Origin of the sequence: Microbacterium sp. Au-Mic1, assembly GCF_021341785.1 — a bacterium.
GTDB lineage: Bacteria > Actinomycetota > Actinomycetes > Actinomycetales > Microbacteriaceae > Microbacterium.
Genome location: NZ_JAJTTF010000005.1, coordinates 255410 through 275036, shown reverse-complemented (window position 1 = coordinate 275036; position 19627 = coordinate 255410). Strand labels below are relative to the sequence as shown.

16 protein-coding genes are annotated in these 19627 nt (G+C 68.5%); 5 read left to right on the top strand and 11 right to left on the bottom strand.

The features are described 5' to 3' along the window. Window positions 1–145: 145 nt before the first annotated feature. Window positions 146–1456 carry a cell division initiation protein gene (locus tag LXM50_RS09075; protein WP_233310995.1) on the bottom strand — a complete coding sequence of 437 codons (1311 nt, stop codon included), beginning with the start codon at window positions 1454–1456 and terminating at the stop codon, window positions 146–148. Between the two features lie 357 nt (window positions 1457–1813). Beyond that, complete coding sequence (locus LXM50_RS09070; RefSeq protein ID WP_233310994.1) at window positions 1814–2395, bottom strand: TetR/AcrR family transcriptional regulator; 582 nt, start codon at window positions 2393–2395, stop codon at window positions 1814–1816. Between the two features lie 134 nt (window positions 2396–2529). Here LXM50_RS09070 and LXM50_RS09065 point away from each other — a divergent pair, with 134 nt between their 5' ends. Further along, on the top strand, window positions 2530–3216 hold the full coding sequence (locus LXM50_RS09065; RefSeq protein WP_233310993.1) for a DUF899 family protein: 687 nt from the start codon (window positions 2530–2532) through the stop codon (window positions 3214–3216). A gap of 6 nt (window positions 3217–3222) precedes the next feature. Here LXM50_RS09065 and LXM50_RS09060 read toward each other — a convergent pair whose 3' ends face one another. The 7 genes from LXM50_RS09060 to LXM50_RS09030 form a co-directional block, all read right to left on the bottom strand. Beyond that, window positions 3223–4656, bottom strand: coding sequence for a YibE/F family protein (locus LXM50_RS09060; RefSeq protein WP_233310992.1), 1434 nt, complete (start codon window positions 4654–4656; stop codon window positions 3223–3225). A 91-nt stretch (window positions 4657–4747) separates the two neighbouring features. Next, entirely contained in the window at window positions 4748–5638 is an 891-nt protein-coding gene (locus LXM50_RS09055; protein ID WP_233310991.1) for a metal ABC transporter permease, read from the bottom strand. Further along, window positions 5635–6480, bottom strand: a complete 846-nt coding sequence (locus LXM50_RS09050; protein WP_233310990.1) for a metal ABC transporter ATP-binding protein — start codon at window positions 6478–6480, stop codon at window positions 5635–5637. The genes LXM50_RS09055 and LXM50_RS09050 overlap by 4 nt, the downstream gene beginning before the upstream one ends. After that, a complete protein-coding gene (locus tag LXM50_RS09045; RefSeq protein ID WP_233310989.1) occupies window positions 6477–7403 on the bottom strand; it encodes a metal ABC transporter solute-binding protein, Zn/Mn family in 927 nt (308 codons plus the stop codon). The genes LXM50_RS09050 and LXM50_RS09045 overlap by 4 nt, the downstream gene beginning before the upstream one ends. A gap of 200 nt (window positions 7404–7603) precedes the next feature. Beyond that, on the bottom strand, window positions 7604–8533 hold the full coding sequence (locus LXM50_RS09040) for a carbohydrate ABC transporter permease (RefSeq protein WP_233310988.1): 930 nt from the start codon (window positions 8531–8533) through the stop codon (window positions 7604–7606). 8 nt (window positions 8534–8541) lie between these two features. Further along, the gene (locus LXM50_RS09035; RefSeq protein ID WP_233310987.1) at window positions 8542–9504 is read right to left on the bottom strand and encodes a carbohydrate ABC transporter permease; all 963 of its coding nucleotides are present in this window, start codon (window positions 9502–9504) and stop codon (window positions 8542–8544) included. Further along, window positions 9501–10802, bottom strand: a complete 1302-nt coding sequence (locus tag LXM50_RS09030; RefSeq protein WP_233310986.1) for an ABC transporter substrate-binding protein — start codon at window positions 10800–10802, stop codon at window positions 9501–9503. Before LXM50_RS09030 ends, LXM50_RS09035 begins: the two co-directional genes overlap by 4 nt. A gap of 274 nt (window positions 10803–11076) precedes the next feature. Here LXM50_RS09030 and LXM50_RS09025 point away from each other — a divergent pair, with 274 nt between their 5' ends. Genes LXM50_RS09025 through LXM50_RS09015 form a run of 3 tightly spaced genes read left to right on the top strand, consistent with a single transcriptional unit; the run spans window position 11077 to window position 14573 of the window. Next, entirely contained in the window at window positions 11077–12159 is a 1083-nt protein-coding gene (locus LXM50_RS09025) for a substrate-binding domain-containing protein (RefSeq protein ID WP_233310985.1), read from the top strand. A gap of 9 nt (window positions 12160–12168) precedes the next feature. Then, window positions 12169–13161, top strand: coding sequence for a Gfo/Idh/MocA family protein (locus LXM50_RS09020; protein WP_233310984.1), 993 nt, complete (start codon window positions 12169–12171; stop codon window positions 13159–13161). Continuing rightward, window positions 13158–14573 carry a sulfatase-like hydrolase/transferase gene (locus LXM50_RS09015; RefSeq protein ID WP_233310983.1) on the top strand — a complete coding sequence of 472 codons (1416 nt, stop codon included), beginning with the start codon at window positions 13158–13160 and terminating at the stop codon, window positions 14571–14573. The genes LXM50_RS09020 and LXM50_RS09015 overlap by 4 nt, the downstream gene beginning before the upstream one ends. 4 nt (window positions 14574–14577) lie before the next feature. Here the strand turns inward: LXM50_RS09015 and LXM50_RS09010 are convergent, their stop codons facing one another. Both LXM50_RS09010 and LXM50_RS09005 read right to left on the bottom strand, forming a co-directional pair. Continuing rightward, entirely contained in the window at window positions 14578–15951 is a 1374-nt protein-coding gene (locus LXM50_RS09010; RefSeq protein WP_308192515.1) for a sulfatase, read from the bottom strand. A gap of 95 nt (window positions 15952–16046) precedes the next feature. Further along, entirely contained in the window at window positions 16047–18461 is a 2415-nt protein-coding gene (locus LXM50_RS09005) for a polysaccharide lyase 8 family protein (protein ID WP_233310981.1), read from the bottom strand. Between the two features lie 300 nt (window positions 18462–18761). On the opposite strand from LXM50_RS09005, the gene LXM50_RS09000 reads away from it, so the two are divergent. Further along, window positions 18762–19586, top strand: coding sequence for a CPBP family intramembrane glutamic endopeptidase (locus LXM50_RS09000; protein ID WP_233310980.1), 825 nt, complete (start codon window positions 18762–18764; stop codon window positions 19584–19586). Window positions 19587–19627 lie beyond the last annotated feature (41 nt).

Below are 19627 nucleotides of genomic sequence, written 5' to 3'. Positions count from 1 at the left end.
CGAGGCCGCCGCACGGTCGTTGAGCGAGGTCGCGCAGCGACCGAGTCGAAACGCAGACCGAGACGAAACGCGGCGACCTTGCGAGATCACCGCGTTCCGTCTCACTCGCGCTACGCGCGTGTTCGCTCAACGACCCCGGGAAGGGTCAGGCCTCGGCGCCCTCCGCGGATGCCTCGGCCTCTGCAGACCCCTCCGCTTCCGCGGCGGCGGGAGCGGATCCGGAGGCCTCGCTGCCGAGAGCGCCGTCGGGGCGGATCAGCTCGCGCACCTCGGCCATGAAGCTGGTGAGCTGCTGCTGCTGCCAGCGCAGCTGACGGGCGCGGTCGTCGGCGTCGCGCACGACGTTGGCCGTGTGGGCGGTGACCATGTCGACGATCTTCTGCGACTTGGTGCGGGCGCGGTCGAGGGTCTCGCGGGCGCGCACCTGCGCCTCGGCCTCGATCGCGCTGGCCTGCGAGCGCATCAGGCGCTCGTAGTCCTCGGCCTTGGCCGAGATCCGCTCGGCGTGGGCGAGCGAGGAGGCGACCTGCTCGTTGGCATCGGCGGTGATGCGCTCGGCGTGCGCGACGGCCTGGTTGTGCAGTACGAGGAACTCCTGCTGGGCGTCGTCCTGGCGGCGCGTGAGGGACTCCTCCATCTCCAGCACGCGCGCGTTCATCTCGCGCACCTCGCGCTCGGCCGAGACCCGCAGATCGGTCGTCTCGCGGGTGACCATCGCACGCAGCGCGGCGGCGCCCTTCTCGGCCTCCGTGCGGATCGAGTGCGCCTCCTGCTCGGCGTGGTTCACCTTCTCGGCGGCGTGCGCGGCCTCGCGCTCGACCTGCGCCGTGTGCGCGGTGAACTCGGTCTCCATCTTCAGACGCACCTGGTCCGCGTCGCGCTCGGCCTGCGCCGTGATCCGTGCGACATCGGCGTCGAGCTCGGCGCGCTTGGCGGCGGCCTCGTCGCGGGCGGCCTCGAGCAGGCGCTCCGCCTGCACCGCGGCGTTCTGGATCAGGACGCTGGCCTGCTCCTCCGCCACGCGCAGCACGGTCTCGAACTGCGAGCGCGAGGTGGCCTCGTCGATGTCCTCCTGGGATCCGGCCAGGGCCGTGCTCAGCGACTGGATCTGCTGCGCCGACTCGGCGATCTTCGCGTTCGCCGTCGCGAGGTCGGACTCCAGCTGTGCCGCGCGCTTCTCATGCGCGGCGGTGGCCTTCTCCAGGTCCTGGCGGTGCTTCTCCGTGACCTTGCCGAGCTCGCCGCGCAAGTGGGCGTCGGCCTTCGCGCCCGACTCGGTCGCCCGCCGCAGTTCCTCGGTGAGCGCGGTCAGATGCGCGTCGACCTCGGTCTTGTCGTAACCGCGGAAGCCGATCGTGAAGGACTGCTGCGTCGTCGGGTTGTCCAGCAGCTGATCGAAGAAGTCGCCCTGGGGGGCCTTGTCCTCGGTTGCTCGGTCCTCAGTTGCCTCGGCCACGTGCCGCGCCTTTCTGTTCGCCCCTCCTGCTCCGGGGCAGGGGGGATGCGCCAGGAGGATGGATGCGGAGGGGGAATCGCGTCGTCCGGCGCCCCTGGGTGCGGGGTCCGCGATCCGCGCGAGTCCTGAAGATCCTAACCCGCCGTTCCGTTGTGCCGACAGGGTCGGTGCACGGCCGGACGCGGAACGATCGCCTGGCGGATCGCCGCATCGACGACCGCGGTCCGGGCGCGGAATCGTTCCTGACCGTTCTCAGGATCATCTGTCGGAATCGGGCGCCCCGCACGTGACTTTCCGCTCGAAGGCGGACCCCGTCCTGAGAACGGTCATCGCGGAGAGCGCGACCGCAGGAGATCTTCACCCGGCGTCGAGCTGGATCCCGGCGATCACCGCGTGGATCGCGACCTCGGCGCGTCGACGCTGCTCCGCCCGGCCCACGCCCGCGAGCGGTCCGCGCAGGCAGAGCTCCGCGAAGCCGTGCACGGTGGCCCAGCACGCCCACGCGGCGTCATCCCGGCGCTCCGCGGAGAGGCCACCGGCTGCGACGAGATCGTCGAGCGCGGCCGTCAGCGCGACGAACGCGGGCGCCTGCCGCACCGTAGCGGGATCCGGCGGCCGGATCCCGAAGAAGACCACCGCGAACCAGCCCGGCTCATCCAGGGCGAAGTCGACGTAGGCGGCGCCGATCCGCTGCAGCCGCGCGGCCGGAGAGCGGTTCGGGGCATCGGTCATCGCGGCGGCCAGGCCCTGCTGGATCGCCGCCGCCGTCGCGTCGAGCAGCGCCGCACGGTTCGGGAAGTGCCGGTACGCGGCGTTCGGCGAGACGCCGGCCCGACGGGTCGCCTCGCGGATCGTCACCGCCGCGGGCCCGCCCTCGCGGCCGAGGTCGACGGCTGCCTGGACGAGGGCGGTCGCGAGATCGCCGTGATGGTAGGCCACCGGATCCCCTCTCGCTTCGTCCCCCGCAGCCCTTGTCCTGGCGGGCGCACATGTGTACGGTGTGAACATAGCAGATGTGGACGCCGTGAACATCGGCGCCGCCGCCGCGAACGGAACGACCATCGGAGGAAGTCATGACCGCTCTGCCCCCCGTCGTCGACGAGCAGACCTGGCGCGAGGAGCTCGCGAAACTGCGGATCAGGGAGAAGGCGGCGACCCGCGAGCTGGATGCGATCGCGGCCGCCCGCCGTCGGCTGCCCGCGGTGAAGCTGCCCGAGTACACGCTGATCGCCGAGGACGGCAGCCGGGTCACCCTGGCCGAGATCTTCGACGGGCACAGCCAGCTCGTGACCTACCACCACATGTGGACCGACGGCGCCACCTGGCAGTGCCCGGGCTGCACCGGCGGCACGGCGCAGTTCGCGCGTCCCGACATCGTGGAGCCGCTGGATGTGCGGTTCGTCGTCGTCACCAACGGGCCGATGGACGAGATCCTCGCGTACAAGAAGCGCGTCGGGAACCGCATGACCTGGTACTCCTCGGCGGCGTCGACCTTCGGCGCGGACATGGATGCCGGTCCGGGTGAGGGATTCGCGTACAACGTGTTCCTGCGCGACGGCGACGACGTCTACCGCACCTGGCACACGACGGGGCGCGGCGCCGAGCAGTTCATGCTCACCTTCGCGATCGCGGACGTGCTGCCGTACGGGCGTCAGGAGGTCTGGCAGGACGTCCCGGACGGCTGGCCCCAGCATGCGACGTATGAGGGATGGCCGGGATCGAAGGAGATCGCCGAGCGCTACGGCGATCCGGCCGCATAGCGGGATTCACGCGGTGCGCGGACTCGGCCGCGTCAGCGGTTCGTCCTCAACGGTGCGCAACGTGCGCAGCCAGGCGACCTTCTCGGCATCGTCCTCGCCAAGCGAGGACGGCATCGCCTCCCCCGTCACGGCGGAACGGGGCGGGAGCAGCGCGACGGCGATGGCCGTGGTGAGCGGAACGGCGAGCACGAGCCCGATCCCGCTGCACAGCGTGCGGACGACCTCCGTCGCGATGTCCTCCAGGCTCAGCAGGCTCACCATCGGCTGGTCGTACACGTAGAGCAGGAGCACGACGCTGAGGGATGCCCCCACATAGGCGAACACGATCGTGTAGATGGTGGACGCGATGTGGTCCCGTCCGATGCGCATCGCGCGGCCGAAGAGCTGCCGCCGAGAGAGCTCCGGGGCGACGGCACGCAGCTCCCAGACGGAGGAGCTCTGCGTGATCGTCACGTCGTTGAGCACGCCCAGGCCGGCGATGATGATCGCGCAGGTCAGCAGCCCTTGGAAGTCGACCTGCGGCACCATCGGCGCAAGGAAGCCGGCGCTCTCGTCGAGGCCGCTGAGCCGGGTGGTACCGACCGCCAGTTGGGCCAGGATCGCGGTGATGGCGACACCCGCCAGGGTCCCCGCAAGCGCGGCGCTCGTGCGCATGGAGACGCCATGCGCGAGATACAGCACGACGTAGAGGATCGCAGAGGACCCGACGAGGGCGATCGCCATCGCGGGCCCGGCGTGCAGCAAGGCGGGCAGCATGAACATCACGATCATGGCGCCGCTGAAGATCAGCCCGACGAGCGCGAGCAGGCCGCGGAGAAGTCCGACCACGAGCACGATCAGCACGAACAGTCCGGCCCAGACCGCGAGCGGTACGGTCCTGACCACGCCGAACGCCGCGATCCCCGGATCCACCCCGCCCGGCTGCGGGACGTTCGCGCGCCCCGGAACCTCGGTCACCCGCAGCTCGAGCCGGTCGCCGGGACGCAGACCCGCACGGGCGAACGGCCCGTTCAGCATGGTCGTGACCTTGTCTCCGGCACGGGCGCCGCTCTCGATCCTGACCTGGGCGATCAAGCAGGGCGCGGGGGCCGCACCTCCCGCAGCAGGGGCCGCCACGCCACCGGCGCCCGATTGACCACTGGGACCGGCGCCCGCTCCCCCGGAGCCGGTTGCCCCGCCGGATCCGCCGCCCGCCGATGGTGGCAGATCCGCGCAGTCGGTCAGCTTCACGATCTCGCCGGTCGGATAGGTCGTGCTCCGCGCGGACGAGGAACCGATCGCCACGCTTCCCGGACGCGTCGGGGACGGCCAGAGCAGCAGCAGCCCGACGATCGTCACCACCCCGACGACGATCAGGGTCGTCAGCAGAATGCGCCGGGGAGTGCGCGCTACCCGAACCTGACGGATCGCGGCCGTGTCATGTCCGTGCCCGTGTCCCATCGCCGAACTCCTCCACTCGCCCCGGGAGGATTGTCCCCCCGGGAAGACCGGTCGCGCGGCACGCGGTGAGGTGCGGCGGCGCGACGGTCGATCACGGCTGGCGCACCGCCGCCTCGGGTCGGGTCGCCGCGCGCACGACGCGATCCCGACGGGATCCGATCGCGCGACAGACGAGGTAGATCACGAACGAGACCGTCGTGATGTACGGGCTCACCGGGAGCGTCCCCATCACGGCCAGGAGGATACCGCCGACCGCGGACGCCACCCCGAACACGGCCGCCAGCACCGGAACCGACAGCGGGCCGGAGCGCACCCGCATGGCGGCGGCGGCCGGTGTCACGACGAGCGCCATCACCAGCAGCGCGCCGATGATGTGCACCGCGACCGCCACGACCAGACCGAGCAGCAGCATGAACGCGAAGGAGACGCCGACCGTCGGAACGCCGCGCGCGGCGGCCGACTGCGGGTCGAGCGAGTCGAAGCGCAGCGGCCGCCAGATGAGCAGCAGGCCCACCAGCACGAGGGCGCAGATCCCGGTCAGCCAGCCGAGCTGGTCCGACTGCACCGAGACGATCTGCCCCGTCAGAAGACTGAACCGGCCCGCCGCGCGCCCGCTGTAGAGCGAGAGGGCGAGGATCCCGATGCCGAGACCGAACGGCATGAGCACGCCGATGATCGAGTTGCGGTCGCGCGCGCGAGCGCCCAGCCAACCGATGATCGCGGCGGCGATCAGGGAGCCGACGATCGAGCCGGTGACGACGTCGACGCCCACCAGCAGAGCGACAGCAGCGCCCGCGAAGGACAGCTCGCTGATGCCGTGCACCGCGAAGGCCATGTCGCGCTGCATCACGAAGACGCCGATGAGACCGCCGACGAGGCCGAGCACGGCTCCCGCCCAGACCGAGTTCGAGACGAGTGCGAGGATCTCGCCGTACTGGGAGAGGCCGCCGAACATGGCCTGGCCGATGTCCGCGAGGTTCATGCGGCCGCCTCCCCGTCCGGTCCGACATGGTTGTGATGATGCGCGGCGCTCTCCGCATCGGGCGCGCCGACGACGACCAGCCGACCGCCGACCTCCGAGACGAAAACAGGAACCCCGTAGAGGTCCGAGAGCACTCGCGTGGTGAGCACCTCGTGTGGTGTGCCCAGCGTGAACCGCCCGTTCGCGAGGTACAGGATCCGGTCGACGATGTCGAGCACCGGGTTGATGTCGTGGGTGACGAGAAGCACACCGGCACCGGTGCGGCGGTGCCGATCGATGAGCTCCACCACTGCTCGCTGATTGGCCAGGTCGAGGCTGGTCAGCGGCTCGTCGCAGAGAAGCAGCCCTGGGTCGTCGGCGAGCGCCTGGCCCACACGCAGCCGCTGCTGCTCGCCGCCGGAGAGAGTGCCCGCGGGGCGATCCGCGAAGGAGTCGGCTCCCACCGCCGCGACCAGCGCGTCGATCCTGGCGCGGTCACCGCGGCGCGGGATCGGCAGGCCGAACCGGTGCCCGTCGACGCCGAGCGCGACGAGGTCGCGGCCCCGCAGCGATGTCTCGGGCGGCAGCGGGCGCGCCTGCGGGAGGTAGCCGATACGGCGGTTGCCGCGCCGACGCACCGGCTGCCCCGCCGCCTCGATGGTGCCCTCGGAGAGCTGCTGCAGACCGAGGATCGCGCGCAGCAGCGTGGTCTTGCCGGTGCCGCTGGGGCCGAGCACCGCCACGAGCTCGCCCGCGGCCACATCGAGGTCGAGTCCGCTCCACAGCTCTCGGTCGTCCCGGCGGATGCCGGCACCGCGGATCCGCAGCAGCGGAGCGGCCGGAGACTCGGCGGGAGAGGTCACTTGTCGAGGTTACGCGAGAGCGTGTCGATGTTGTCCTTCATCCAGGACAGGTAGGTCTTGCCGTCCGGCACCAGCTCGGTGACCTCCTGCACGGGCACACCCTTCTCTTTCGCGACGCCGATGACCTTCGTGGTCTCGGCACCACCGGCCTGGGCGTTGGCGAACAGCGCCTTGACCTCACCCGACTCGACGAGGTTCGTCGCTTCGAGGAGCGTGGCGGGCGGGACGTCCTGCCCCTCCTCCACCGCGTGACTGAAGGCCTCTGGCGTCACGTTCACCAGGCCCGCGGCCGCCGTCAGGTACAGCGGAACCGGCTCAGTGACGAAGATCTTCTCGCCCTGATGGGCACCCTTGATCGTCGTGAGCGAGGAGTTCAGCCCGGCGAGACCCTGCTGGAAGGTCGCGAGGTTCTTCTCGAAGTCGGCCTTGTGCTCGGGGGCGATGCCGCTGAGCTCGTCGGCGACCTTCTTCGCGACATCCTCGACGACCCCCGTGTCGTACCAGACGTGCTCGTTGAATCCCTCGGCGGTCTTCATGCCGTCCTCACCCTTCGGCCAGCTCGGCGCGAACGTGACCGCGGTGACGACAGGAGCCTTGCTCCCCGACTTCGAGACGAGGTCGCCGAAGAACGAGTCATAGCCGCCGCCGTTCTCCAGGATGAGCTTCGCGCCGCGGACCTTCAGCTGATCCGCGGCAGTCACCTCGTACTCGTGCGGATCCTGCGACAGAGAAGCGATGACGGAGGTGACCTCGACGTGATCGCCGCCGATCTCCTTCGCGACGTCGCCCCAGACATTGGTCGACGCCGTCACCGCGATGCTCCCCGCGCTGGATGAGGACGCGGGGCCGGCCGTCGAGGAACAGCCCGCGAGAGCGAGGATCGAGGCGACGGCGAGAGCGAGGGCGGCGAGGGGCTTCTGCATGTCCTCGACACTACGTTAAATGAGAATCATTATCAAAACGGAGCCAAAGGCATCGCCCACGCCTCCGCCGGCTGGAGCGAATCCTGCGAGTGGGGCGTCGATGACCGAGGCGATCGTCGACGCGAGTTCGGCGGCGCGGCGTTCGCCGCGAGATCCGGCCAACGCGCTCGTTCAGAACTCGTCCAGCGCCATGTCGGGTACTACTTGCCCATGCCGAGCGTCAGCCCCTCCGTGAGGCGGCGCCCGAGCCACAGATAGATCGCCAGCATCGGCAGCACCACGATGCACAGCCCAGCGAATAGGCCGCCCCAGTCGGCGCCCGAGTAGGTCTGCTGCTGAATGAACGAGATCAGCGCCACCGGCAGGGTGTACTTGTCGGTCGACTGGAGCAGCGTGAGCGCCAGCAGCGTCTCGTTCCAGTGCGAGATGACCTGCAGCACGAATGCGGTGAGGATGCCGCCCTTCGCGAGCGGCAGCGTTATCCGCCAGAAGGTTCCGAAGGCGGAGGTTCCGTCAAGCGCTGCGGCTTCCTCGAGTTCCCGCGGGAGGGAGCGGAAGAAGGCGATGAGAAGGAACACGGTGAACGGCATCGAGACACCGACGTAGACGATGTTGAGGCCGATCAGACTGTCGGTGAGGTACACCTCATTGAGCATCACGAACAAGGGGATCAGGATCACCTGCACCGGGATCCCCAACCCCAACACGAAGTACATCGTGAGCGCGTTCGTGAATCGGTTCTCCACCCGGCCGAGGTAGTAGGCGGCGGGGGCCGCGATCGCGACCGTCACGAACGAGGAGACCAGCGTCGTGCTCACGCTGTTGAGCGTCGCCGTGGCGAAGTCGCCGGCCGTCCATGCCGTCACGAAGTTCACGGGATCGAGCGAGGAGGGAAGCCCCCACGGATCGCTCAGGATCGAGCGCGTGTCACGGAAGGCCTGGATCACCATCCAGACCATCCAGGCGATATTCAGGGCGACGAAGGCCCACAGCAGCACCAGCCCGACTCCGCGCAGCACGCTGCGCTCGCGTCCGATCGCGGCGCCCCGGCGCCGACGGGGGCGGTCGGATCGGCCGGTCACGACCGCACGGGTGCTTGTCTCCTCCCGGAGCAGCTGGGCAGTGGTCATCAGGACTCCTAGATCTCGATCGCGTCGCGCCTCATCACGCGGCGCAGCAGGACGACGAGCATGGACACCAGGGCGAGCGACAGGATCGCGCTGGCGCTGGCCATGCCGTACGCAGGGATGGATTCGCCCGAGAATGCCGTCACGTACGTGTAGACGGCCGTGCTCCAGGTACGTGTGGGCGGGATGCCCTGGCCGGTCGAGCCGCCGAAGATCCAGATGATCTCGAAGATCTTGACCGAGGAGATCGTCCACAGCACCGCGCAGGTGCCGAACACGTCCCAGGTCAGCGGCAGGATCACGTAGCGCAGCCGCTGGAACGCGTTCGCACCGGCGAGGGCGCAGTCCTCGTAGTAGTAGGGCGGGATCCGGTCGACGCCGGCCATCAGGATCGTTGTGTAGTAGCCGGTGGTGATCCAGGTGAGCATCACCATGATCAGCGGAAACAGGTTCTCGGTCGCGAGCCAGGCCGGCGGATCCGTCACGCCGACCCAGCCCAGCAACCTGTTCACAAGACCGCCGGGGTTGAGCACGAAACCGGCGAGCACGCCGAAGATCATGGCGTTCACGAGGTGCGGGAAGAAGATCACGGAGCGGGCGATCTTGCGCCCTACCATGTCGCGCAGCACCAGGGTGAGGCCGAACGAGACCAAGAAGATCACGATGCCGACCACGAACAGCAGCAGCAGAGTGTTGCCGAAGGACTGTAGGAACAGCTTGTCACCGAACAGCTTGACGTAGTTGCCGAGACCGACGAACTCCATCGGACCGGCTCCGGCCCATTTGTGGAAGCTGATCCAGATCGCGTAGACGGAAGGGCCGACGAACAGCACCGAGTAGAACAGCAGCGCCGGACCCACGAAGGGGACGAAGAGCTTCTTGCGGGCGTTGTCGATGGCGTTGCCGCCGGGCCGGGACGCGCGACGCGAGCCCCGGCCTGCGGCGACCCCGGGCATCGCTGCCGTCTGGGTCATGAGTTCTGCTTCCAGTAGTCGGCCTGGCCCGACTTCATCGCGGCGATGAAGTCGGTCGCGGAGAGCTTGCCCTGTACGAGCTGGTCGATGGTCGGGTAGAGCAGCTTCTCCGCGTAGCCGGGGAAGGTGATCCCGTCGTTCTGCACGTAGAAGCCGTCGGCCGCATCGAGCGCCTTCTTCACCGAGTCGACCTCGGGACTGATGGCGGCATCCGCGCGGATGGGCAGGATCTTCGCGTCCGTGCCGAGCGCGTCCTGGTACTTCTTGTTCAGGAAGAACGAGGCGAACTTCTGCGCATTCTCGGCGTTCTTGGCCTTGGCCGGCACCGAGAACCCGATGAAGTCGGCCCGCGAGACCTGCTTGCCGCCGTCGACCGTGGGGAACGGGAAAGAAGAGTACTGGAAGCCGCTGGTCGCGTACGACGCCGTCTCGGTCGGGATCCAGGTGCCGTTGTAGAGCAGCGCGGCCTTGTTGTCCGCCCAGGCCTGCTGCTGCGCAGGCCACTTGCTCGCGTTGTAGCCGGAGATGAAGTAGCCGCCGTCAACGAGCTGCTGCACCATCTTCGCGGCCTCGACGGCGTCGGATCCCTCCCAGGCCTTGCCGGTCTTGTCCTCGGCGATCTTCTTCATGGCGCCGGGACCGGCGATGTGCACGAGCGCCGACGTGTACCAGTAGGCGTTGTAGCCGGAGACGTCGCCGTCGATGGCGAGCGGCACCTCGTTCGCGGCCTTGAGCGTGCCGAGCTCGGCGACGAAGTCGTTCCAGTCCTTCGGCGGCGCGGAGGCGAGCTCGGGATGCGTGGCGGCGTTGAACCAGATCGCATCGCTGGTGAGCGTGTACGGCAGCATCCACGGCGCCTTGTCGCCCTGACGCGTGATGTCGGTGTCGGCGAGGTACGCCTTCGGGATCAGGTCGGATACCTTCTTGCCGTCAACGTCCGCCCCGTACGCGGCGGCCAGCTCCTTGGCCTGCCCGCTCGTCGCGAGGACCGGGGCCAGTTTCGCGAACGAGCTGTCGATGAGGTCGGGGACGTTGTTGGTGTTGAGTGTCGGCACGACCTTCTTCACGCTGTCGCGACCCTGCCACTGCACGGTGACCTTGATGCCGGTCTGCTTGGTGAAGTCTGCGATCGCGGAGGCGAGCACCTTCTGCTGCGCCTCGCCTTCCTTCCACATCGACCAGTAGGTGAGCGTTCCCCCCGAGCCCGATCCGCCGCTCGTACCGGACGCGCATCCGGCGGCGGAGAGCGCGAGCGCGCTGATCAGGGCGAGGGCTGAGAGCTTTCGGATCTTCGCCATCGGATTTCCTTCCGTCTGAGAGGCATCGTCGCCTGTGTCGCACGACTCTCGCTCGATCGGAAAGAAGCATTCAAGGAGTAATCGCGAACTTGTCTCCTCGTTACTCCGGCAGCGACCGACGAATGCGTCGAAATGCTCCCTCCCGCACGCGAGGAATAGGGGAATACGTCTTTATTCCTCACTTTTCGAGGAACAGAATCAGAGGAGGTGCGACGGAGGGATCGTGATGGCAGGACAGCGCGGGACACCTGTGCGCGATGCAGAATCGCGGGGATTGAAGTTCGAGATCCTCGCCGATCAGCTGCGCCGCGGCATCCTGGCCGGCACCTGGACCGCGGGGCAGAAGCTCCCGACCGAGCAGGAACTCGCGAAAGAGACCGGACTGTCACTGACGACGGTGCGACGCGCGTTCGACGAGCTCGTCACCGAGCGCATCGTGGTGCGGCGGCAGGGGGCAGGCAGCTTCGTCGCTCATGCCCGGCCACGAGAGGAGCGCACCCGACGCCGCATCGGTGTGCTGCTGCCCGACACTCAGCTCTACTATCCGCGCGTGCTGCAGGGCATCGACGAGTCGCTGTCCGCGGCCGGGGCCTCCTTGCAACTGGCCACCTACCGCTACCAGCCCGAGCGCGAAGATGAGTCGATCGCGTCCCTCCTCGACGCCGGCGTCGACGGACTTCTGCTCGCACCGACCCTCACCGGGATCGAGGCCCCGCTCGCCCGCACCCGAGAGCTCATGTCGCTGCCCGTGCCGGTCGTCCTCGTGGAGCGCAGCCTGCACGGCGTCGGTCCCGCGGACACCACGGAGCACGTCTGCTCGGACCACGCCGGCGGCGCATACGACGCGGTCGGACACCTCGCCCTCCTCGGACACACCCGCATTGCGCTGCTCACGCGCTCGCGCACGGTCACCGAGTTCGGCGTCGTGCAGGGATACCGCAGCGCCGTCGCCGATCTCGGGCTCACCCCGGACCTGGAGTTCTCGCAGGCGAAGACCGACTGGGAGGCCGACTCCGCCGAGTCAGCCTTCGCCGCGCTGCGCACCTTCGAGGCGACCGCAGCACTCGTGTTCGGCGACCGCGAGGCGGCGATGCTCGAGGGCGCCGCGCGGCGCAGCGGGGTCCGAGTGCCCGACGACCTCGCTCTGGTCTCGTACGACGACGAGTTCGCCGACCTCGCCGAGGTCCCGCTGACGGCGGTGGCCCCACCGAAGTACCGCATCGGGCGGATGGCCGCCGACGTCATGCTGCGCCGTCTCGTCGAGGGCGATGAGTGCCCGCTGCACCAGATCAGACTCCGCCCGCGCATCGTGATCCGCCGATCCTGCGGCGCGGGCGACCGACACGACGAGAACTGAGGAGAACACGTGCGCATCGGATTGATCGGAGCGGGAGCGGTCGCCCCTTTCCACATCGCGGCTGCATCCCTGCTGGACGGGATCGAGCTGACCGCAGTCTGCGACATCGACGAGCACGCGGCACTGCGTGCGGTCGCCGGGACCGGAGCCGCCGTGTTCACCGATCATCGTCGGATGCTCGAGGCCGGCATCGTCGATGCGGTCATCGTGAACACACCGCATTCCCTGCACCTGCCGATCGCCCAGGACGCGGCTGCGGCGAGCGCGCACGTGCTCGTGGAGAAGCCGATGGCCACCAGCGTCGCCGACTGCGACCGGATGATCGCGGAATGCACGGCGGCCAGGGTCGCCCTGACCGTAGGACACATCCAGCACTTCCTCCCCGAGAAGGTGGCAGCCGCCCGCGTGATCTCCTCGGGCGAGCTGGGAGCAGTGCGGATGATCCGCGACAATCGCAGCACCGACTACCGGCCCGGATCCCGCTCAGCGTGGTTCTTCTCCCCTGAGATCGCCGGCGGCGGTGCGCTTATCAACATCGGCGGTCATTGCCTGGATCGATCGCTCTGGCTCGGCGGAGGGCGCGCACTCGAGATGCTCGCCGACACGACGAGCCGGTTCGGATCGTCGGTCGAGACCGACGGCAGCATGCAGCTGCTCCTCGACAATGGCGTGGGCGTGACGATCTCGGTCATCAGCGACCCCGCCACGCGGGGCGACAGCATGACGATCGTGTGCGAGCAGGGCGTGATCGAGGTGGATCCGCGTCGCGGCACGACCGTGCACGTCGACGGGCGCACTCGCGTCGTGCACGAGAGCGGTCCGGACGACATCCAGCGTGCCTTCACGGCACAGCTGGCGGACTTCGCCGCGGTGGTCGGCGGTGCCACGCCCGCCGTCTCCCTCGCCCATGCACGTCACGTCGTCGAGCTGGTGCTCGCCGCGTACCGCTCCGCCGAGACCGGCACCGCGGTCTCGTTCGCCGCCGTGGAGGCCCTCGCATGACCGGATCCCGCCGCAACCTCATCGTGATCATCAGCGACGATCAGGGCCCCTGGGCGCTCGGCTCCGCAGGCAACCATGAGATCCGCACACCGGTGCTCGACGGCCTCGCCGACCGGGGCGTACGCCTGGACCGCTTCTTCTGCGCGTCGCCGGTGTGCTCCCCGGCGCGCGCGAGTCTGCTCACCGGGCAGATCCCCTCGACGCACGGCGTCCACGACTATCTCGGCGGCGCCCACGTCGGCCCCGAGAGCCGCGACTATCTGGGCGATCTGCCGACGCTGACGGATGCCCTCACCGACGCCGGATACCGCCTCGGCCTCTCCGGCAAGTGGCACCTCGGGGCGAGCGACGTGCCGCGGCGCGGCTTCGTGCACTGGTACGCGCTGGAAGGCGGAGGCAGCCCATATCACGACGCCGTGATGTATCGGGGGGGAGCAGCCGAGCACGTCACGGACTACCTCACCGACGTCATCGCCGACGATGCAGCGGCGTTCATCGACGCCGAACAGAGCCAGGACGCGCCGTTCTTCCTCGCGATCAACTTCACCGCGCCGCATCGCCCGTTCGCCGGGGAGCATCCGGAGGAGTTCACCGCGCTGTACGGTGACTGCGCCTTCGACACCTGTCCTCAGGAGGAGCCGCACCCGTGGCTTCAGACCAAAGACGGCGCCCCGATCGGAGGCGAGGCCGATACCCGCGAGGCCCTGATCGGTTATTTCGCCTCGGTCACCGCGATGGATGCCGCCATCGGTCGCGTCCTCGAGCGGCTCGACGCGCACGGTATCGAGGACGAGACGATCGTCGTGTTCCTCAGCGACAACGGATTCAGCTGCGGCCAGCACGGCTTCTGGGGCAAAGGCAACGGCACCTTCCCGATGAACATGTACGACGAGTCGGTGATGGTGCCGTTCATCGTCTGCGCACCAGGGCTGCTGCCCGTCGGAGCGGTCCACGATCAGCTCCTCAGTGCCTACGACCTACCCGCCACCCTGCTCGATCTGATCGGCCAGGATCCGTCGGCCTTCGAAACGGGTCCGGGACGCAGCTTCGCGGACCTGCTGCGCGACGGCACGACCGCGCAGGCGGAGCGTCCGGTGGTCGTGCACAGCGAGTACGGCCCGGCCCGGATGATCCGCACCCGGGAGCGCAAGTACGTGCATCGGGCGCCCTACGGCCCACATGAGCTCTACGACCTCGTGCAGGATCCGAAGGAGCGCGTCAACCTGGCCGAGGACGCGGCACACGCCGACGAGGTCGCCGCGCTGCGTCGGCTGCTCTGGGAGTGGTTCGCCGCGCACAGCACCGCGGAGGCTGACGGCGCCGCCCTGCCTGTCATGGGCTCGGGGCAACTCCGCCCCCTCGATGGCGATCCGCTGGGCGCCTTCGCCGCGCCGAACTGGGACGGCGCCTGAGCGCTCAGACGGTCGCTGCTGGGTAGGCGTCCGCGAGCGCCGCAGCACCGTCCCAGGCGTCGCCGGCGTCGGTCAGGGCTGCGGCGAGCGCGGTCGCGAGCCGGTGCGCCGCCGGAGCATTCGGATCGCTGTCGAGTTCGAACGGGTCGGCGACGAGGTCGAAGAACTGCACATCCAGACCTCGGTCCGGATGCCAAGCAGCGACGAGCTTGCCGGTCGTCGTGCGCAGGCCGCGTGCGCTGCTCGGATCCGATCGGGATGCGTAGCGCAGATACACCGTCGGGTCGTCGGGCTCGGCCTCGGCTTTCCCGCGCAGCAGCGGGGCGCGGTCGCGGCCGACCATCCGCGGATCCGTCACAGCGACGCCCGCGAGCCCGAGGATCGTGGGCGTGAAGTCGAGCGAGTCGATCACGGCATCGGAGGAGCCGGGGCGCACGAGTCCGGGCGCATGCACGATCAGCGGCAGTCTCATGGATTCCTCGTAGGCGACGTTCTTGTACATCAGTCCGTGACTGCCGAGCTGCATCCCGTGATCGGACGTGAACAGGATCACGGTCGGGCGGTCGCCGTCGAGGGCCGCCGCGGCCGCAGCCAGACGCCCGACCTGCTCGTCGATGCCGGTGATCGCGGCGAAGTAGTCACGGGCGATCGCCGCTGCCTCGGTCGCGATCGCGGTGCCGTGCGGCACATTGGGTCGGTTCAACAGCTCCTGTTCATCGAGATCGGCATATGCGGTGCGGTATCGGTCGGGGACCTGATCGAACGGTTGATGCGGCGGGTTCAACGACACCATCAGCGCGAACGGCCGCGGATCGGCTTCCGCGAGGAAGTCCAGCGCGATGTCGGTCTCGTGCTCGGCCGACCACTGATCGATATCGACGCGCTCGTCCCGCCCGGCGTCCGTGGTCCAGTAATGCGGAGCCAGGTGATGGTCAGCGGCCCCGTAGGAGTACCAGAAGTCGAACCCGAACCGTCGGGCCGGCGGTGACCACGCGTCCCACACCTTGCCGTCAACTCGACGCCCCTCTCCGAACCGCTCATCATCGGTGGTCGGCGGCTCGAGGTGCCATTTGCCGATGTAGCCGGTGCGCCAGCCGTGTGCGCGCAGCACGCTCGCCCAGGTCGGCAGACCGTCCCGGAGGCCCACGCCGTCCTGCGCGGTTTCGGAGTTGACGTTCAGCGTGACACCGTTCGACTCGGGCCTCATGCCGGTGAGGAACATCGCGCGGTGCGGGCTGCACACCGGGTACGAACTCACCGCCTGACGCACCACGATCCCCTCGGACGCGAGTCGATCGAGATGCGGCGTCCGTACCGGATCGGATCCGACGGCGCCGAGCGAGGCGGCCCGGAACTGGTCGGCCATGACGACGAGGATGTTGGGACGTTGCGAAATGATGCCTCCCTGTGGGCGGGTTCCTGCCAGCTGACGTGCTGAGCGCAGAGGGATTCAACGCTCGTTTGAAGATCTCTTTAGCGCTGCAGGACGAACTCGACCGTCCGACCAGCGGCGCCGGACACATCGACGGTGACACGCACACCGTCCGCGCGTCGCACGACGGCGACGCGGTCGGCGTCCTGGCCGTTGGCTCTGCTCGCCTCCGTGTTCGCCAGATCGATCACAAGCGTTGCTTCGTCCTGGGTTGGCTCGCTCACGGAGATCCGTGTCATCCCCGGTGTCTTGCGGAGGATCACGCATGCTGCCCGGTCCACGCTCACGTCACCCACGGTTCCGGGCTTCCAGAATGCGGCGGCGATGACATGCGGTGCGGGCTGAATCGCCTGGGCCGTCTCGTCATTTCGAATGACCTGAACCGGGGGTTTCTGCGCGATCGCGGCAGTCGTGGCAGCGTCGACCCCCGGACGCAGAAGATACGCGTAACCACCGGCGGCGCCCGCCCCGACGCCGTGTGAGAGCGTCAGCGTTGCGTACGACCGCCGCTGCAGAACGCCCGTGCCTGCCGCCTTGTTCGTGTTGTTGCGCTGCCATGAACCCTGCCTGTCGGCGATGCTCGCGGTGAGCAGCGCAGATCCGTCGAGGAACACATAGCCGCCGACATCCTCGAGGTGCGCCCAACGGGCACCTGCGAGCGTGGTGTCGGCGGAGACGTCCTGCCCATCCACGATGAGACGCCTTCCGGCTGTGCCGAGATTGCGATGCTCGACGATCGTGCGCACCTCGGCCGTGCTGCGCGTCGAGATGCCGCAACCGAGGGCGACCACAGCGTCAGGCAGGGTGAACCACGCCTTGCGGGCCACGAGACCGGTACCGCCTGGCGCCACCAGGTGCATCGCCGCAAGAGCCATGTCCTCGAAGGTGGCGCCACCCGTCCACTCGTTCTGCGGAGTGCCCGCTCCCCACTCGCCCTCGGGATTCTTCGGCAACGGAGTCAGATCGACGGTGGTCCCGGGAGGCGCGTCGAGATCGGAGGTCGCCCAGAATTCATCGTCGAATGCCCTCTCCTGCCCGGCCAGGTACAGATAGGTCATGCCCTGACTGGTCTTGGCGCCGAAGAAGTTCTCGTCAGGCGTGCCCTCATTCCAGGCGATGCGATTCGAGCACATGGCGACGCACAGGGCCCACCCGCCGTCCGCCGAGCGGTGCACCAGACGGTCCATGGCGGGAAACAGCTTCGGCCCGCGAGGATCCGGCACCGCGGGCGTGTCGGACGCGAGGAGTTCCGTGACCAGGGACAGCCGGACGATGTTCGTCGACGCCGTGATCTCCGCCGCGGAGTTGCTTTCGATCCATTGCCGGCACAGGCCCCGCCAGCGTGCGGCGGTTGCGGCGTCGGCGGACTGGGCGAGACGCAGGGCGTACTCGATGAGGCCGTCACCGTCGTCGATGCTCCGCTCCGCGAAACGGGAAACAGCCCGCCCGCGCACCGCATCCATCATCTGGCCACGGAACATCAACGGTGCGAAGGAATCGTCGACCGCGCTGGTGATGTTCTCGCGGGTCGGATCTGTGATGTCGAAGGAGGATCCGGCGACCAGGGCGAAGAGCTTCGCGAGCCCGCCGAGCAGCACCAGCCCGTACGTGCCCGTGTAACCGATCGTGGAGTGCTGCACGAACGACCCGTCACGGAAGAACCCGTTGCCCTCAGTGACGTACTGCCAGCTGTCGCTGAGCGCCGCCACCGCGGCATGCAACAGGTCGGCATCGGGCTGCACGATCGAGCGCACGATGACGCCCTGGCAGATATCCACCCGGTTCGCTGCGTCCGAAAGCTGTGTCCCGCTGGGATGCAGTTGCAGTCGCGGATCACGGTTCGGGAGAAAGTGATCGATCGCAGTGCAGTAGGCGTCGACCTCATCCGATGACAGGTGATCGTGAACGAGCGCCATGGTGTTGGCGAGCGGCTGGGGTGCCCCGATGTTCCAGGACCACCAGTTCCCCCACCACGCCGTCTCGGTGTTGAAGATCTGCTCGTGCATGTGGGCAAGCCCACGGGTGATCACATCGAGCACTGTCGCCGACCCCTCGTGCTTGGATCCCGGGGTCGCCCAGGACACCGCCAGGGTTTGGATGCCCACGTAGTTCATCCGCATCGAATTGGATCTGGCGATGTCGCTCGCCCCGATCGCCCAATCCTGGTCGGAGAAGTAGCGCGTCGCCGTCGGGCTCGCCTTGCCGAGCAGCGCATCGGCGGCCTTGTCCTGACGCGCTATCGCGTCGGCGAAGACCGCGGGCGTTGCCGCCACGATCGCCCTCCCCGTGAGCGTCTCGACCCAGCGCAGTCGCAGTGCCTCGATCTCGGGCACACCGACTGCGAGAGGCTTGATCGCCGCGGCGGCGGACGGCGGACGGGACAGATCCGCGAACAGCGCAGCCGCGGCGGCCAAGCCGCCGAGCTGCAGCACCGTGCGGCGGTGGAGAGTGGGCATGCGAGCTCCTTCGGTCGTCTCTGCGAGAGAGGCTAGAAGGCGTTTGCAAGAGGAATAAACGTTGATTCCGGGGCCGCATTCCACAAACCGACGCGTTCTGCGCGGGCGTGCAGGCGCTCGAAGAACGCCCTCGGTCTGAGCGTCCCAAATCCTACGGGCATCGGGGGACGCCGCAACTGCCATGTACTTCTCACGCTGGTGACGGAGTTCTCGCGGTTCGCGCGACTCTCTTGCTCCCCGTGCTCGACCAGTAGGGTTCGTGAGAGCAGCCGAACGGACCCGAAAAGGAAGGAACCGCCAATGACGGATCAGCGGACCCCATCGGGATGGAAGCGCTTCTGGGAGAAGGGCGGTTGGTGGCGTTCGCTGCTCCTGGTCGTCGGGTACTACGCACTGTGGCAGCTCCTCACGGTGGTGCTGCTCCCGATCATCACGAGTGTGGATCCGGCGAATAAGGGACTCGCGGTCTTCGTGGGCACGGGCCTGCCCGTCGCGCTCGGATGCGTCCTGCTCATCGCCTTCGCCCTGAGCACCGGATGGCTGCAGGAGGTCTTCGCACGGCAGTCCATCGGCGGCAGCTGGTGGATGTGGATCGCCGTCGTCGTCACCGTGCTGTTCAACGCCCTCCACTTCGCGGGGATCGACTACGCGAAGGCCGGCGCCGGCGTGGTGCTCGGCTGGGTCGTCTCGAGCCTTTTCGTCGGATTCGCCGAGGAGTTCCTCACACGCGGCCTCGTGGTGAACCTCATGCGCAAGGCCGGCTATCGCGAGATCGTCGTCGCCGTCGTCTCGGCCGCCCTGTTCGCCGCGCTGCACGCGGGAAACCTGCTCTCCGGTCAGCCTCTGCTCGCCACCGGCCTGCAGCTGCTGTACACGTTCGGCTTCGGGATCTGCATGTACCTCGCGATGCGCGTCGGAGGCAGCATCATCTGGCCGATCCTCATCCACGGGACGACGGACTCGTCGATCTTCCTCATGGTCGGGAATCCTGCGCCGGGCATGCTCGCCTCGCTCGCGAATCTCGGCAACCCCGTCGTCATCATCACCGGCCTCGTCCTGCTGATCTTCATCCGCGGACGCGTGAACGCCCGCCCGGCATCCGCAGCGACGACCCCCCTCGTCTGACAGGAACTCCGAGCGGATGTGGCGCGGTCTCCCGCAGGAGA

Excerpts from the sequence above, each read along its gene's own strand:
- LXM50_RS09065 (WP_233310993.1), top strand. The coding sequence starts at position 2,530 with ATGACCGCTCTGCCCCCCGTCGTCGACGAGCAGACCTGGCGCGAGGAG.
- LXM50_RS09060 (WP_233310992.1), bottom strand. The coding sequence starts at position 4,656 with ATGGGACACGGGCACGGACATGACACGGCCGCGATCCGTCAGGTTCGG.
- LXM50_RS09055 (WP_233310991.1), bottom strand. The coding sequence starts at position 5,638 with ATGAACCTCGCGGACATCGGCCAGGCCATGTTCGGCGGCCTCTCCCAG.
- LXM50_RS09045 (WP_233310989.1), bottom strand. The coding sequence starts at position 7,403 with ATGCAGAAGCCCCTCGCCGCCCTCGCTCTCGCCGTCGCCTCGATCCTC.
- LXM50_RS09040 (WP_233310988.1), bottom strand. The coding sequence starts at position 8,533 with ATGACCACTGCCCAGCTGCTCCGGGAGGAGACAAGCACCCGTGCGGTC.
- LXM50_RS09035 (WP_233310987.1), bottom strand. The coding sequence starts at position 9,504 with ATGACCCAGACGGCAGCGATGCCCGGGGTCGCCGCAGGCCGGGGCTCG.
- LXM50_RS09030 (WP_233310986.1), bottom strand. The coding sequence starts at position 10,802 with ATGGCGAAGATCCGAAAGCTCTCAGCCCTCGCCCTGATCAGCGCGCTC.
- LXM50_RS09015 (WP_233310983.1), top strand. The coding sequence starts at position 13,158 with ATGACCGGATCCCGCCGCAACCTCATCGTGATCATCAGCGACGATCAG.
- LXM50_RS09005 (WP_233310981.1), bottom strand. The coding sequence starts at position 18,461 with ATGCCCACTCTCCACCGCCGCACGGTGCTGCAGCTCGGCGGCTTGGCC.
- LXM50_RS09000 (WP_233310980.1), top strand. The coding sequence starts at position 18,762 with ATGACGGATCAGCGGACCCCATCGGGATGGAAGCGCTTCTGGGAGAAG.